This window comes from Legionella pneumophila subsp. pascullei, from assembly GCF_900637585.1.
Taxonomy (GTDB): domain Bacteria; phylum Pseudomonadota; class Gammaproteobacteria; order Legionellales; family Legionellaceae; genus Legionella; species Legionella pascullei.
This window is the reverse complement of sequence record NZ_LR134380.1, coordinates 1,369,775-1,384,282: the sequence shown is the minus strand read 5'-3', so window position 1 is coordinate 1,384,282 and position 14,508 is coordinate 1,369,775. Positions and strand designations below refer to the sequence as shown.

Sequence of the window (14,508 nt, the reverse complement as noted above, 5' to 3'; positions counted from 1 at the left end):
CATATGTTAACGATTAAAAACTGGCAATTACTGTCTGAAAACGATAAAAAACTGTGCCTTTCAAGGCCACGACAAAATTCTGCAATAAAAGAAAATGTGCTTGAAATTATAAATCAGGTTCAATTATCAGGAGATAAAGCGCTTTATGATTTAACCAAACGGTTTGATAGAGCCAATTTACAATATTTAAAAGTTCCGCAGGAAAAAATTGAACAAGCAAGCATATCGCAAAGTGCCCTCACTGCTATAAAACAAGCCATTGGAACAATCTCATCATATCACCAGTCTTTGTTACCTGAAAATACCGAGATTTCGACTGCATCAGGAATTGCAATCCGCAATGTCTACAGACCAATTCAAAGAGTTGGCTTGTATGTGCCAGGAGGAAATAAAACACCTTTAATTTCATCACTCCTCATGCAGGCCATACCGGCAAAGGTAGCGGGCTGTCCAACAAAAGTGCTTTGTACTCCCCCTGACGCGGAAGGGAAAATTAACGAGCATATCCTGGTAGCCGCAAGATTATGTGGTATCGACACGGTTTATTCTGTAGGTGGAGTTCAAGCCATAGCAGCTATGGCCTATGGCACTGAAAGTATACTCAAAGTAGATAAAATATTCGGGCCGGGCAATAACTACGTCACTCAGGCAAAAACTTTAGTCGCAATCGACCCAAATGGGGCTGCGATTGACATGCCAGCCGGACCGTCTGAAGTCATGATTCTTGCAGATAATCAAGCAAACCCGGCATTCATTGCCGCTGATTTATTAGCCCAAGCTGAGCATGGTCCGGATTCACAGGTTTTTTTAATTTGCGATGATTGTGAATTGGCCAATCAGGTTAACCAACAGCTGGAAATTCAGATGAGTTATTTGTCAAGAACAGAATTTATTACACAATCACTCGTCAATAGCATGATCATTATATGTCCTAATCCATCGGAACAGTTGAATATTATTAACTCCTATGCTCCGGAACACCTGATTATTAACAGTAAAAAACCCGAAACTTGGGTTGAGAAAATTATGGCTGCCGGAACAGTATTTCTTGGCCCCTGGGCAGCAGAGACAATGGGAGACTATGTTACTGGTAGCAATCACGTGTTACCTACCAGTGGTTTTGCCAAAAACCATAACGGATTATCTACCCTTGATTTTATGACACGATTTACCGTGCAATCTATAAATCAGGAGGGTATCCGCAATTTAGGCCCAGCGGCAATGATGTTGGCGGGAATTGAGGGTTTGAAAGCTCATGCCAATGCCGTTCAAGTAAGACTCAATGCTCTGGAGGTTTAAATGTCCATACTTAATCTAGTTCGTCCAGATTTATTAAATGGCCAAAATTATATACCAGGTGGAGAGAATGCTCGCTACCGATCACATGCTAATGAACTGCCTTGGGCCCCAGTTACTATGGATGGGCATAATTTAAATTATTATCCAAACATCGGTTTACAAATGGATCTGCAAAAGCAATTAGCAAGACGTTATCAAATCAATTCCGATCAAATAGTACTCACCAGAGGAAGTGATGATGGCATTGAATTGGTTACCAAACTTTTTTTAACTGCACGAAAAGACGCTTTCATGCAATTTTCCCCTACTTTTCCTATGTACGCTTTTTATGTTCGGCTACAACAAGCAGAATTGATCGAATGTCCTTTGGATAGAAGGACTAATTTTCGCCTCACCCTGGATCAAATTGAAAATAGCTGGAAACCGAACTGCAAGGTTATCATGTTTTGCAGTCCTAATAACCCGACCGGTAATTTGGTGGATTTAAATCTAATTGCCAAGACATGCGAACTGTATACGAATCAGTCGATCATTGTTGTGGACGAAGCGTATATAGAGTTTGCAAACGCTTCAAGCGCTACGTCCTTAATTGGAGAGTTTGAAAATCTGATTGTCTTAAGAACCTTGTCGAAAGCCTTTGGGCTGGCTGGATTACGTTTAGGCTGCATTATAGCCCAGAGTCCTATTATTCAAGCTTTTAATAAAATCATTGCCCCCTATTCCATTGCCACTCCTAGTATGGAGCTGGCTAAAAGAGCTTTGAATAATAGCGATTGGTTCACAAAAACTATTGAGCAAATCAAATCATCCCGTGCCATGATTGTAAAAAAATTCGCCGATAGTCCAATCATCGAAAAAATTTATCCTACGGAAACCAATTTCATTCTCATTCAAACCCGATATTCAAAACAATTGACCACTTGGCTTGCCCATCATGGCATAGCAGTAAGAGATTTTCCTTCATCGTCTTTATTGCATGATCATCTTCGTATTACAGTGGGTAACGATGAACAAAATCAATTATTGATTGATGCCTTATCCTTATTTAACGCCGATGTAGCAGGATTAAATTATGAAAAAGATTTTATTTATTGACCGCGATGGTACTTTAGTTGAAGAACCTTTTGATTTTCAAGTCGATTCTCTGGATAAAATTAAATTAACTTCTGGTGTAATACCAGCCCTATTGCAATTACAAAAAGCCGGCTTTACATTCATTATGGTATCCAATCAAAACGGCATAGGAACTGCGGCTTTTCCGGAAGAAGATTTTGCTGTTTGCCATGAATTTATCCTCGATCTGTTTTCCTCTCAAGGCATTATTTTTGATGAGATTTTTATATGCCCTCATACCCCTGAAGACAATTGTATTTGTAGAAAACCTAAAACTGGCCTGCTCGAACGCTATCTAAAAGAGACTGCATTTGCTAAACATTATTCATGGGTAATTGGCGACCGAGATACTGATAAAGAATTTGCTGATAATCTGGGCGTTAATTTCTTGCCTATTTCAAAAACAAATACATGGGAAATGGTGGCTTCAGCTATCATCTACAATTCTCGTAAAGCTTCTGTGCAGAGAAAAACAAAGGAAACTGCAATACATTTGTCAGTTCAACTGGATACCGATCAAACCAGCGTCATAGACACACCTATTCCCTTCTTCACTCACATGTTGGAGCAAGTGGCAAAGCACGGAGGTTTTGATTTGCAATTGCAAGCTTCAGGAGATTTAGAGGTGGATGAGCACCACTTAATTGAGGATACAGCGATTGCGTTGGGGGAAGCAATTAGAACAGCGCTTGGTGACAAATGGGGGATTAATCGTTATGGTTATACCCTTCCTATGGATGAATCATTAGCTACCATTGCAATCGATATCAGTGGCAGAAGCTTTTGTGATTTCAAAGGCCAGTTTACCCGTGAATTTGTTGGTGGTATGGCAACAGAAATGGTTCCTCACTTTTTCCAATCGCTATCCAGTGCGTTGGCGGCAACAATACACATCCAGGTAACAGGCACCAATCATCATCACATGATTGAAGCTTGCTTCAAAGTATTAGGCAGAGCCTTACGCCAGGCATGCTCAAGAACAAATGATTATCTACCTTCAACCAAGGGTGTATTATGATTGCTGTAATTGATGTCAGTGGAAATAATTTAACTTCTCTAACAAATGCCTTGATTAGATTGGGGTGCCATTTTGCGCTGACCCATGATGCTGAAGAAATACAAAAAGCAAGCCATGTCATTTTACCTGGTGTTGGAACAGCGCGCTCTGGTATGAAGGCTTTGCAGCAAAATGGGCTAATAGACGTTTTAAGAACCTTAACCCAACCGCTTCTTGGAATCTGTCTTGGAATGCAATTATTGCTTGAATTCAGTGAGGAAGACGACGTACCTTGCCTAGGTTTGATTCCTGGAGTTGCAGAGTTATTAAAAGCAGAAAGAAATCATCCTGTTCCTCATATGGGATGGAACAATCTTCATTGGCAAAAAATATCCTCATTACAACAAGGATTAAATAATAGTGATTATGTTTATTTTGTGCATAGCTATGCTCTAAAAGCAGAAGATTATGCATTGGCTCGATGTCAGTATCATGAAGAGTTCACTGCCGTCGTAAAAAAAGATAATTTTTATGGCATGCAATTTCATCCAGAAAAATCAGCTGATGTTGGTATGGTATTACTAAATAATTTTTTATCTTTGGAGTCTACATGTTAGTTATTCCAGCTATTGATTTGCAATCTGGACGGTGTGTTCGCTTAAAACAAGGACGATTTGATCAAGTTACGCAATTTGATATTTTGCCCATAGAAAGGGCATTGTATTTTGCCAGGTTAGGCGCAAAACGCCTTCACGTAGTAGACTTGGATGGTGCGCGTAGCGGGAAAATGCAACAGTTGGATCTCATTTGTTCCATGCAAAATACAGGGATAGCAATTCAAGCGGGAGGTGGAATCAGGAGTATAGAACAGGCTTTGGCATGCACTAATGCAGGAATTTCACAATTGGTTATTGGCAGTATTGCTATTACAAATCCTGATTTGACAATACAAATCATTGAAAAGATTAAACCCGAAAATATTGTTCTTGCTCTGGATGTTCGTGTTGATACAAAAGTTCCACTTCTTGCAATTAATGGCTGGCAAAATAATAGTACAAGCAGTCTTTGGGAATTAGTGTCCTATTACGAAAACTTTGGGATAAAACACATACTTTGTACAGATATCGCATGCGATGGCATGATGAATGGACCTAATTTCGATTTGTACCAACAAGCAGTCGAATATTTTCCTCAGATTGCCTGGCAAGCCTCAGGAGGAATTCGCCACTTGCAGGACATTACAACTCTGGATTCATTAGGAATATCCGCCGTAATCCTTGGTTTAATGCTTTATCAAGATCATGTGAATTTAGAGGAATTATTATGTTAACCAAGCGAATCATTCCCTGCCTTGACGTTCGTGATAATCAGGTTGTCAAGGGAGTAAAATTTCGCAACCATAGAATAATTGGAGACATACTCCCTTTGGCTGCTCACTACTCAGCATCAGGTGCCGACGAATTAGTATTTTATGATATTACTGCAAGTAGCGATGACCGTTCTGTTTGTCCTGATTGGGTCAATAAAGTAGCTGCTACTATCAATATTCCATTTACAGTGGCTGGAGGCATCCGAACCTTGCATCAAGCAAGATTAATATTAAATGCCGGAGCAGATAAAATCTCAATCAACAGCCCTGCGTTGGAAAACCCTTCATTGATTAATGAATTGAGCAAAGAGTTTGGAAAGCAATGTGTGGTCGTAGGGGTTGATAGTCAGTGGATAGTTGATGATTATTATGTCTATCAGTATACCGGTAATGAAAATAAAAGTATCAACTCAAAACGTAAAACTCGAGAATGGATACTTGAAATTCAAGACCGCGGTGCTGGCGAGATAGTCCTTAATTGCATGCAATCCGATGGTGTGCGAATGGGATATGATATTTTGCAGCTATCTGAAATGATAAACCTATGCCAGGTTCCCCTTATCGCATCAGGCGGTGCTGGAAAAATTGATGATTTTATTGAAGTATTTAAGAAATCTGATGTCAGTGGGGCTTTGGCAGCAAGCGTTTTTCATGACAAAATACTGGTAATCAGTGACATAAAATTAGCATTACGAACAGAGAATATTGAGGTAAGACTATGAGTGACTTGGACATTAACTCTCTTGATTGGCAAAAGATGAATGGACTATTACCAGCAATAATCCAAAATGCAGAAAATGGCAAGGTATTGATGCTGGGTTATATGAATCAGGAAGCATTAATTGCCACATTAACTACAGGGCAACTGACCTTATACAGCAGAAGTCGAAAAAGATTATGGCGTAAGGGGGAATCTTCTGGCAATAGTATGGCTCTGCAACATATTAGTGCCGATTGCGACAATGACAGTCTTTTGATCCAGGTCATTCCTAAAGGACCTGCTTGTCATTTAGGGTACTCAACCTGTTATCAACCACATAATAATTATACTCTTGGTTTTGTTGATGGTTTGATTGAATTAATTAATGAACGTGCTGAGGAAAAAAATCCAAACAGTTATACAGCCCAACTCTTGGATTCTGGAACCGATAGATGCGCTCAAAAATTAGGAGAAGAGGCGGTAGAAACAGTGATCGCTGCTGTTAGTAACAATAAAGAAGAACTTATCAACGAAACAGCCGATTTAATTTATCATTTATTAGTGCTTTTAAAAGCTTGTGAATTAAGTTTTTATGATGTTTTACTGTGTTTGCAAGCAAGAGACAGAAGTGTCCATACTTAAATTTTAAGTAGTTTGTCTATCCCAAGGAAGATCTCTATAACCGGGATCTCCAGTGATTATTAATCATGACTAGTTAATTTTTTAAACTACTATTAAGAAATTAACTTTTCTTGAAGAACTCTTTAATGTACTCAGGCAAATTCATTTCCGACACAGCCTCTTCCTTTTTAGCTGTATAGTAAGAAGGCAACTCACTCACCATAGCAGGCTTACAATACAGCTTGTTATGAGGGAAATATTCAAAAAGCAACTGTACTTTTCCAGCGACGTCATTGCCGGCAATGGTTGAAATAAACTCAAATGCCATATCAATGCCACTGGAAATTCCACCAGTAGTCCAAACTTTATCTGACTTAACGATACGTTTTTCAACCAATTGGACATCATCAAAAGATTTTAATTCAGGAATAGCACGCCAATAAGTTGTTGCTTCATGATTAGTCAATAGCCCTGCCGCATGCAATAAAAATGCTCCAGTACAAATAGAAAGCAAATATTCACAGCTTTGAGCCTGATTTTTCAAAAAAGAAATCAAACTTGGATTATTTACTTGCTTTAGTCTGCCAAATCCTCCCGGAACCAGCAAATAATTAAATTGTGGAGAATTATTAAATTCACAATGAGGTTTCAGGCTTATTTGATTTGCACAACAAACTTCATTGCTGGTTTCTGCCACTAGAAACATATCAATAGGGGCATCAAGAATAGTTTTCCAGGTTGCAAAAACTTCCCATGGCCCAATAACATCCATAGGCTGGACGCTTTCATAAATCAAAACCCCCAATTTTTTATTAGCTGCTTCTTCCTTTTTCAGCACTTTTTTCATTCAATGCCACCTTAAAAAGACTTCTTCATTTTTACAATTCGCTGATAAGCTTCATTAATCCTTTGTTCAGAAATCTCTCCAGAGCGAACCTTTTGCTCGATCATATCGATGATTTCCTTTGAGTCTTGAAATTTTTCTACCAATTGATTACCAAATATTAACATATCAGCTCCTGCATTAATTGAGAGAGTCACAGCAGTCTCTAATCCATAATAATTCGTTATTGCTTTCATTTGCATATCATCGGTGATAACAACCCCGTCAAATTTTAAATCACGACGTAATAATCCGTTAATGATCTGGTAAGAAAGGCTGGCAGGAAGTCCTGTCATATCCAGTTTTCTATTCACAATATGAGCTATCATCACCATATCGCAATGATTGGGTTGAGACAATAGTTGCAAAAATGGAATTAATTCTTGCTCACTCCAGGTATCACTCACATCCACAAAACCCAAATGTGAATCAGATAATGAACTGCCATGTCCCGGAAAATGTTTATAAGAACAATGTATTTGATGTTTTATAAATTGCTCTGTATAGAGTTGCGCATATTGAGTGACAATTTCCGGTATCGAAGAGAAACTCCTGCCTTTTTTACCTATGATAGGATTATCAGGATTTATATTCACATCTAATTCAGGGAAAAAATTCAAATTAAATCCTGTTGATTTTAAAGTATTTGCCATCAATTCTGCTGATGCATCAGCTCTTTCCAGAGACATGGAACCAACGTCTTTTGCCGAAGGCATTGCGGGGAATCCATAACGCGGATGCAATCGATTAACATTCCCCCCCTCGTAATCAACTGAAACCAGTAATGGTAAATTATCTCTATGATATTTACGATTGGCTTTTTGCGTTAGTATTTGTAACTGATTATTTAATTGGTTGACTTGTTCTGGACTTTCTATATTTTTATCAAAAGTTTGTGACTGCTGATTAAAATCGAAAAGGATAACACCACCAATATTGTCCTTCTCAATTGCCTGAGCAATAGGTGATTTCTCATCAACCACTTTGCCCTGAAATCCTAATATTAACATCTGCCCAATTTTATCTCTTAAACTCACTTCCGTGGCGCAAGTTACCGTTGTCACCAAAATAAGAAAAAAAGATAAAATAATTGACTTAGTTTTCAATGCTGAATTCATTAGATGATGATTAATTTATTCTATTGCGATAAACGCACATTATACATATTAAGCCCAAATTAATCAAATGTTATACAGAAAACAAATCTACCAACATCTATGATTTCAGCATTAAGATCTTTACACCAATGCCAATAAAATAGCAGTTAAATAATTTCCCTCTGGAAATGCTGCCAAGGTAGGATGGCAGCTTGCCGGCCCGTATACACCTAAAACACGTGCTTGCTTTCCCATTGCAACAGCTTGGGCACTTACTAAGGAACAAAAATCCTGGGATGAAAGCGCTGAGGAACAATTGCAAGTCATCATCAAAGTTCCAGGTTTCATATATTTAAATGCCTCTCTATGTAAAAATCGATAATAATTTTTAGCTTGCTGTAAATGTTTTTGTGAAGGAACCAGTTTTGGTGGGTCAAGAACCACTACATCATATTCACCAGCCATTTTCAGATATTCTCTGGCATCTGCTTTAATAAATTCAATGGCATTTAAGTGATTTAAAACAGCATTATTTTTAGCTTGCTCTATTGCCTGTGCCGAGCTATCAACTGCAGTAACATGAAGAGCACCCGCTTTTGCTGCGTGTAAAGCGAATCCTCCCGTAAAAGTATAAAGATCCAAGACTCTTTTTCCTCTGGATAGTTTTGCTATCCTCTTGTGATTTTCTCTTTGGTCAAGAAACAATCCCGTTTTTTGGGTTTGCGCGAATTCAACATGATACAGAACTCCTTCTTCCAAAACCTGAGTATTATCCTGGCTTTTCTCTGTATGAATTTCTTTCCAGCCATCTTGAGATAATGGCTTGTTTTGAGGAAGCCAAATGATGTGATTATGCGGAAATAACTCTTGCATTACCTGCACAATAATCGATTTATTCAATTCTACCCAATAAGCAGAACTTGCTATAACACAATAGTTATTGAAGCAATCAATTGTTAAACCAGAGAGCCCATCCGCTTCACTGTTGAATAATCGATAAGCATTAGTCTGTGCATTTGGCAAATCAAGACATTGTCGAACCAGACTAGCCTGCTTGATTCTATGGGTAATTAAAGACTTGTAATCCAAACTATTTATCTGTTCATTGGAGAGAGCAAGAACCCTTACTCTATATAAAGAGTGCTCATTATAGGCTCCGAAACCCAAACTCTCACCTTCAGAGCCAATTATCTCAACCAATTCACCTGTAATTAGCTTGCCAGAATATTGAGCTATGGCTTTGGGGAAAATCCAGGGATGACCTCTTAATACAGTGTTTTGCTTTCCGTTCACTAAAATAACTTTCGCTTTCATTCTCTATTTCCCAAAACCTAAAAGTCAGTTAATCTACACTATCAAGAATTATACTTGCAATGGAAAGAAGGACAAATATGCGGCAATTTACAAAATACCTAACCATTTTTCTATTTTCATCTTCAGTGAGCGTTACCTATGCCGGTCCCTGGTTCACCGGACCTTTATTGGCGCCCGCAGGACATACCGTCCCCAAGGGCCATACTAACCTCGAAGTTTATGGCATTGATGTCTTTACTAATGGGCAATACAACGCATCTGGACAACGGATATCCACACCCAAGTTTAAAACCTTTGCCGCCAACCCAATACTTACTCATGGTTTTACGGACTGGCTGGATGTGCAGTTGACCGTGCCTTATTTATTCAACTCGACACGCGGAGTCCATGAGAACCATTTGGCTGATGTTTCAACTGCATTGGGAATACAAATTCTAGAGCAAAAGGGTTCCCCTAAAAGAATCGATTTTCGTGTCCTTTTACAGGAAACAATACCCACTGGACGTTATGACCAATTGAATCCGGCTTTACTTGGTACTGATGCCACTGGTCTTGGAAGCTACCAAACGTTAGTGGGCTTAGACTTTCAATATTTATTGCAAGTTTTTAAAACCCATTATCTAAGAACACGATTTATTGCATCACGTCTTTTTTCCAGCAATGTTCATGTTGATGGACTAAGCAGTTATGGTGGTTCAATAAATACTCATGGGACGGTTAAACCCGGCATTGAAAATAACTTAGACCTGGCCTTTGAATTTACTCTTACTCAACACTGGGTTGCCGTAATGGAAGGTTATATTGCAACTGGTAAAGCCACTCGGTTTAACGGTATTTTAAATTTTAGCAGCATTGGAAGCCCTCCGGTCAATGTCAGTGATTTGGATGCTGCCCCAGTAGTTATTGGCAACGGCTCATTTAGAGAAGAAGCACTAGCTCCGGCAATAGAATACAACTTCAATGAAAACATTGGAGTAATTGGTGGGGTTTGGTTTCCCGTGAGTGGAATCAATACTTCACATTATATGACCTATGTACTGGCGATTAATGCCTTTTGGTGATAGCAAATGCGTTATTCCTCTTATGAAATGAAAAAAAACAGATTCACTTATGGCCTTGCCCTTGGAGCTCTAGGTGTTGTATTTGGTGATATAGGTACTAGCCCACTGTATGCTTTAAAGGTTACCTTATCTGGCATTCCTATCAATCAATTCAATATATTAGGCGTATTGTCGCTCATTTTTTGGTCATTAATTATCGTTGTTTCTTTTAAATACCTAATGATTATTTTTAGGGCTGATAACGATGGGGAAGGAGGAATTTTAGCACTTCTTGCCTTAATGAAGCATAAGAGTACCAAATATCAACCTCTATTTTACATAGTCGCCATATTCGGAGCTGGTTTGTTATTAGGTGATGGTATGCTAACACCGGCCATTTCCGTTGTTAGTGCTGTAGAAGGTCTTGGAACTCTTTCTGATAAGCTCTACCCTTATGTCCTTCCAATAGCTTCTTTAATCCTTATTTTACTGTTCACTATACAAGCCAAAGGCACAGCAAGAATAGGCTACCTTTTTGGTCCGCTTATACTTATTTGGTTTATAACCATTGCCATATTAGGAATATTGCAAATTGCTGAACATCCAACGGTTTTGAAAGCGATCAACCCCTACTATGCCATTGCATTTTTGGTTGATGAAGGACTGCGAGGATACTTTTTGCTGGGCGGTATTTTCCTTGTAGTAACAGGAGGAGAAGCCTTATTTGCAGACATAGGTCATTTTGGTAAAAACCCAATCCGATTCAGCTGGTTTTTTATAGCGCTTCCCTGTCTGCTATTAAATTATTTTGGCCAAGGCGCTAACCTGATAGTACGCCCTGAAGAAATAAGCAATCCATTTTTCATGATTGCACCACCATGGTTTTCTCTGCCTTTAATCATTATTGCAACTGTTGCGACAGTTATCGCATCTCAAGCAGTGATTACAGCAACTTTTTCATTAACCAAACAAGCTGTGTTGTTAGGTTTATGTCCCAAAATTCCAATTGTGCAGACATCCATGCTACATTCAGGACAAATCTATGTTCCGCAAATCAATTTTATTTTATTTATAGGTACTATGGCATTTTGCCTGGCTTTCAAAACCTCAGATAACCTGGCTCACGCTTATGGAATTGCAGTAAACCTTGAAATGCTTTTGGTTGATGCTATGGTTGCTTATGCCGCTGTTTCAATATGGAGATGGTCAACATTTAATGTTGTGTTCCTCTTTGGCATATTCCTTTTGATTGATTTAGCCTTTTTAGGAGCCAATACCCACAAATTCATTACGGGTGGCTGGGTTCCAATTGTTTTAGCATTCTTTATAGCCTTCATTATGTACAGTTGGCGATATGGATTAGAGTATTTAAGAGATAATTTTTATATGAACAAAGAAGATATCTCTAAAATTTTAAAACAATTACAATATAAAAGTTTAAATCAACTGCCCGGCGTTTCGGCGATTTTTATTACCGATGTTTATGATAAAAGTGGGGGTAGTTTTCTCCATTTTCTTAAACTAAACCGTTCAGTACCGGAAAATGTTTTAATTGTAAATTATATTGTTGATAATATTCCTTATGTGCATTACAGCCAACGCTATGAAATTGTTTGCCTTGACGAAAAAGTATGTAAATTAGTAATACATTATGGTTTTATGGAAACAATTAATATCCCCAGAAGTCTGGAGAAAGCTTGTAATAAAAATTTACTTCCCTTTAAGTTTGATGTTGATACCGCAACGTTTATGGTTGAAATACCCAATATTATGGCTTCAAAAGAAAAAAGATCACTAAGTTTTTATTGGCAAGAAAAACTGTTTGCCTTTTTGATGCGAAATTATTCAGCCAATTTAAATATTGAATTCTATAAATTACCTTACAATAGAACTATAGCAATAGGTACCTATTGCATTTTATAAGTTTAGGGCCAGGGTCTGTTGGCATTTCGCTCACTTGAATCGAAAAGCCTTGATTTTCGAGCACTTTAGTGGAGCATACATAGAAGTATGTGAGTAACGGAACACAGAAAATCAAGGCTTTTCGACCAAGATAGTAGAAATGTCAACAGCCTCTGAGCATCGCAGTAAAATTTTATCCGTGATAACATCCCAAATTTATTTTAAGGACTGATTATGTGGTTCAATAATGCACTGATATTCCAATACAAACTCGAAGGTGGGTGTGACTTAAACCATTCTTTGACTGAAGAAGCTCTTAAACCCTGCCCCCCTCATGCTCGCTTCACCTATGGCTGGGTCCCTGCATTTGAGCAAGAAATGGTTCATGAAGTAGCTGGCAGCACGCTTATTTGCCTGGGTAAAGAAGAGCGAATCCTCCCTCGAGGAGTCATTAATAAAATGCTCAAGGAAAAAATTCAGCAAATAGAAACAACTCAAGGTCGACCGGTAAAACGTGCAGAAAAGGCTCAAATGGCTGAGGATCTTGAATTTGAACTATTGCCTAAATCCTTCTGTGTTCAAAAAAAACTTTTAGCGATTCTTGATAGTGTCAGTCAGAGATTAATGATTAATACTTCAAGCAATAATCAGGCATCTCAGTTAACCGCTTTTTTGCGTAAATCAATCCCTGGTATTGTGATAGAACCATTAAATCTTACTGAAAATCTTGCCTTGCGATTCGCAGAATGGATCCATTCGCCAGCAACTCTCCCTGATGATTTTCAATTAGCGTCCGATTGTTTACTCTTTTCTCTTGAAGATGAAAAAAAACGAGTCCATTGCAAAGGCTACGAATTACCTGCCGAAGAAATCCTGACTCTATTAGCTCAAGGCATGGGGACTGCAGAAATCTCATTAATCTGGAAAGAGCGCATTCAATTCACCTTGACGCATGATTTTACTTTTAAAAAACTGAAAAGCCTTGATTATCTGATCGACGACTTTAATGAGATCAGGCAACTGGAAGAAGAATATCAGAGACAAGATGCTGCGTTGACCTTATTAAGTGGAGAATTAAGAGAGCTTATAAACGGGTTAATGAAGATATTTGTTAAAACTGTTAATCCTACTGAAATGCAGTCGGTTCAAATTGAAAAAGTTGCCGAAGATTACACTGTATAAAGTGGTATCATTTTAACCTGGAAGCTATCGAGGGAACTCTGTTGTTAACAGGGCTCCCTCTGGATTCAAGAAAAAAAGACTAAATGAAAATAGACTCTATCAAGTTTTATACTCATCAAGAATTAATTCTGACCATATTGGAAGTATGATAAGTAGCCTTGTAAACAGCCATAGCGTCCTCTGCTGCCTTGTTAAGCCCTAAAGCCTTATTGGATTCGTACATCACAACCAAAGCCTTTTGAGCGCTGGGGGCTTGAGGGTAGTTTTTCACTAAATAACTGGCCCTTTCAATGGCTGCCACATACATTTTTCGTTTGAAGTAGTAAAGAGAGACATTGAGTTCGTGCTGAGCAAACATATTTCGTAAATAAATCATACGTTGCAGGGCATTAGCCTTATATTTGCTGTCGGGGAATTTCTGAATTAAAGTAGCAAAATCAACCAGCGCTTGAGTCTGTGTTCCAGGGTCTCTCCAGGATTCATCCATAGGAAGCATTTTGGCAAATACACCGCGTGTTTGCTGGAAGTTAGCTAAGCCTCTCATATAATAGGCATAATCGACGTTTTTTGCACGTGGATAAAGATGAATAAAACGCTCGGCTGTTGCTGCAGCAGAAGGATAATCTTCGTCTTTATAATAGGCATAAATAAGTTGCATTTGAGAACTTTCAGTGTAATCACTAAAAGGATACATAGACTCCATAGCTTCCAGCTGTTTGGCAGCGGTAGCATATTCCTCCTTTTTTAAAGAGGTTTGCGCTGCTGTATAGAGCTGTTTAGCCGTCATGCCTTTATAGGGGCTATTATCTTCATCCTCTTTTCCCCATTTCGCACAGGATGATATTCCAATAATTAACCCAATAAGAAATAACACATGAATTCGTTTCATAAAGCACACCTATCAATTATATCTGCTGTATTTACAAGAACAGCAACTGGAAAGTTTGGGACATTATACCTAGGACTAGTTAATTTGCGAACAACCTATTAT

At 38.4% G+C, this 14,508-nt stretch carries 14 protein-coding genes; 10 read left to right on the top strand and 4 right to left on the bottom strand.

Annotation, left to right across the window (positions count from 1 at the left end):
• Positions 1-3: 3 nt before the first annotated feature.
• The 7 genes from hisD to hisIE are packed head-to-tail and all read left to right on the top strand — an operon-like array spanning position 4 to position 6,120.
• Positions 4-1,299: a histidinol dehydrogenase gene (gene hisD, locus EL201_RS06350; RefSeq protein ID WP_027221439.1), complete on the top strand. Its 1,296-nt coding sequence runs from the start codon at positions 4-6 to the stop codon at positions 1,297-1,299.
• Complete coding sequence (gene hisC, locus EL201_RS06345) at positions 1,300-2,394, top strand: histidinol-phosphate transaminase (RefSeq protein WP_027221438.1); 1,095 nt, start codon at positions 1,300-1,302, stop codon at positions 2,392-2,394.
• A complete protein-coding gene (gene hisB, locus EL201_RS06340) occupies positions 2,372-3,430 on the top strand; it encodes a bifunctional histidinol-phosphatase/imidazoleglycerol-phosphate dehydratase HisB (RefSeq protein ID WP_027221437.1) in 1,059 nt (352 codons plus the stop codon). Before hisC ends, hisB begins: the two co-directional genes overlap by 23 nt.
• Positions 3,427-4,026, top strand: coding sequence for an imidazole glycerol phosphate synthase subunit HisH (hisH, locus tag EL201_RS06335; RefSeq protein WP_027221436.1), 600 nt, complete (start codon positions 3,427-3,429; stop codon positions 4,024-4,026). The genes hisB and hisH overlap by 4 nt, the downstream gene beginning before the upstream one ends.
• Positions 4,020-4,739: a 1-(5-phosphoribosyl)-5-[(5-phosphoribosylamino)methylideneamino] imidazole-4-carboxamide isomerase gene (locus EL201_RS06330; RefSeq protein WP_027221435.1), complete on the top strand. Its 720-nt coding sequence runs from the start codon at positions 4,020-4,022 to the stop codon at positions 4,737-4,739. Before hisH ends, EL201_RS06330 begins: the two co-directional genes overlap by 7 nt.
• Positions 4,733-5,500 (top strand): imidazole glycerol phosphate synthase subunit HisF, encoded by a 768-nt coding sequence (gene hisF / locus EL201_RS06325; RefSeq protein ID WP_027221434.1) that lies wholly within the window; start codon positions 4,733-4,735, stop codon positions 5,498-5,500. The genes EL201_RS06330 and hisF overlap by 7 nt, the downstream gene beginning before the upstream one ends.
• Entirely contained in the window at positions 5,497-6,120 is a 624-nt protein-coding gene (hisIE, locus tag EL201_RS06320) for a bifunctional phosphoribosyl-AMP cyclohydrolase/phosphoribosyl-ATP diphosphatase HisIE (RefSeq protein ID WP_027221433.1), read from the top strand. Before hisF ends, hisIE begins: the two co-directional genes overlap by 4 nt.
• Positions 6,121-6,220: 100 nt before the next feature.
• Here hisIE and EL201_RS06315 read toward each other — a convergent pair whose 3' ends face one another.
• From EL201_RS06315 to EL201_RS06305, 3 genes are all read right to left on the bottom strand, one after another.
• Positions 6,221-6,946: a DJ-1/PfpI family protein gene (locus EL201_RS06315; RefSeq protein ID WP_027221432.1), complete on the bottom strand. Its 726-nt coding sequence runs from the start codon at positions 6,944-6,946 to the stop codon at positions 6,221-6,223.
• A gap of 11 nt (positions 6,947-6,957) precedes the next feature.
• Complete coding sequence (locus EL201_RS06310) at positions 6,958-8,100, bottom strand: glycoside hydrolase family 3 protein (protein WP_027221431.1); 1,143 nt, start codon at positions 8,098-8,100, stop codon at positions 6,958-6,960.
• A 120-nt stretch (positions 8,101-8,220) separates the two neighbouring features.
• Positions 8,221-9,393, bottom strand: a complete 1,173-nt coding sequence (locus tag EL201_RS06305; protein ID WP_027221430.1) for a class I SAM-dependent rRNA methyltransferase — start codon at positions 9,391-9,393, stop codon at positions 8,221-8,223.
• A gap of 77 nt (positions 9,394-9,470) precedes the next feature.
• Between EL201_RS06305 and EL201_RS06300 the strand changes: the two genes are divergently transcribed.
• From EL201_RS06300 to EL201_RS06290, 3 genes are all read left to right on the top strand, one after another.
• Positions 9,471-10,454, top strand: coding sequence for a hypothetical protein (locus tag EL201_RS06300; RefSeq protein ID WP_027221429.1), 984 nt, complete (start codon positions 9,471-9,473; stop codon positions 10,452-10,454).
• 27 nt (positions 10,455-10,481) lie between these two features.
• Positions 10,482-12,356 carry a potassium transporter Kup gene (locus tag EL201_RS06295; RefSeq protein ID WP_050598282.1) on the top strand — a complete coding sequence of 625 codons (1,875 nt, stop codon included), beginning with the start codon at positions 10,482-10,484 and terminating at the stop codon, positions 12,354-12,356.
• Between the two features lie 213 nt (positions 12,357-12,569).
• The gene (locus tag EL201_RS06290; protein WP_027221427.1) at positions 12,570-13,517 is read left to right on the top strand and encodes a recombination-associated protein RdgC; all 948 of its coding nucleotides are present in this window, start codon (positions 12,570-12,572) and stop codon (positions 13,515-13,517) included.
• Positions 13,518-13,632: 115 nt separating this feature from the next.
• On the opposite strand, the gene EL201_RS06285 is transcribed toward EL201_RS06290, so the two are convergent.
• Entirely contained in the window at positions 13,633-14,406 is a 774-nt protein-coding gene (locus EL201_RS06285) for an outer membrane protein assembly factor BamD (protein ID WP_027221426.1), read from the bottom strand.
• Positions 14,407-14,508 lie beyond the last annotated feature (102 nt).

Coding starts and splice junctions, on each gene's coding strand:
- hisD (WP_027221439.1), top strand. CDS start 4: ATGTTAACGATTAAAAACTGGCAATTACTGTCTGAAAACGATAAAAAA.
- hisC (WP_027221438.1), top strand. CDS start 1,300: ATGTCCATACTTAATCTAGTTCGTCCAGATTTATTAAATGGCCAAAAT.
- hisB (WP_027221437.1), top strand. CDS start 2,372: ATGAAAAAGATTTTATTTATTGACCGCGATGGTACTTTAGTTGAAGAA.
- hisH (WP_027221436.1), top strand. CDS start 3,427: ATGATTGCTGTAATTGATGTCAGTGGAAATAATTTAACTTCTCTAACA.
- EL201_RS06330 (WP_027221435.1), top strand. CDS start 4,020: ATGTTAGTTATTCCAGCTATTGATTTGCAATCTGGACGGTGTGTTCGC.
- hisF (WP_027221434.1), top strand. CDS start 4,733: ATGTTAACCAAGCGAATCATTCCCTGCCTTGACGTTCGTGATAATCAG.
- hisIE (WP_027221433.1), top strand. CDS start 5,497: ATGAGTGACTTGGACATTAACTCTCTTGATTGGCAAAAGATGAATGGA.
- EL201_RS06315 (WP_027221432.1), bottom strand. CDS start 6,946: ATGAAAAAAGTGCTGAAAAAGGAAGAAGCAGCTAATAAAAAATTGGGG.
- EL201_RS06310 (WP_027221431.1), bottom strand. CDS start 8,100: ATGAATTCAGCATTGAAAACTAAGTCAATTATTTTATCTTTTTTTCTT.
- EL201_RS06305 (WP_027221430.1), bottom strand. CDS start 9,393: ATGAAAGCGAAAGTTATTTTAGTGAACGGAAAGCAAAACACTGTATTA.
- EL201_RS06300 (WP_027221429.1), top strand. CDS start 9,471: ATGCGGCAATTTACAAAATACCTAACCATTTTTCTATTTTCATCTTCA.
- EL201_RS06295 (WP_050598282.1), top strand. CDS start 10,482: ATGAAAAAAAACAGATTCACTTATGGCCTTGCCCTTGGAGCTCTAGGT.
- EL201_RS06290 (WP_027221427.1), top strand. CDS start 12,570: ATGTGGTTCAATAATGCACTGATATTCCAATACAAACTCGAAGGTGGG.
- EL201_RS06285 (WP_027221426.1), bottom strand. CDS start 14,406: ATGAAACGAATTCATGTGTTATTTCTTATTGGGTTAATTATTGGAATA.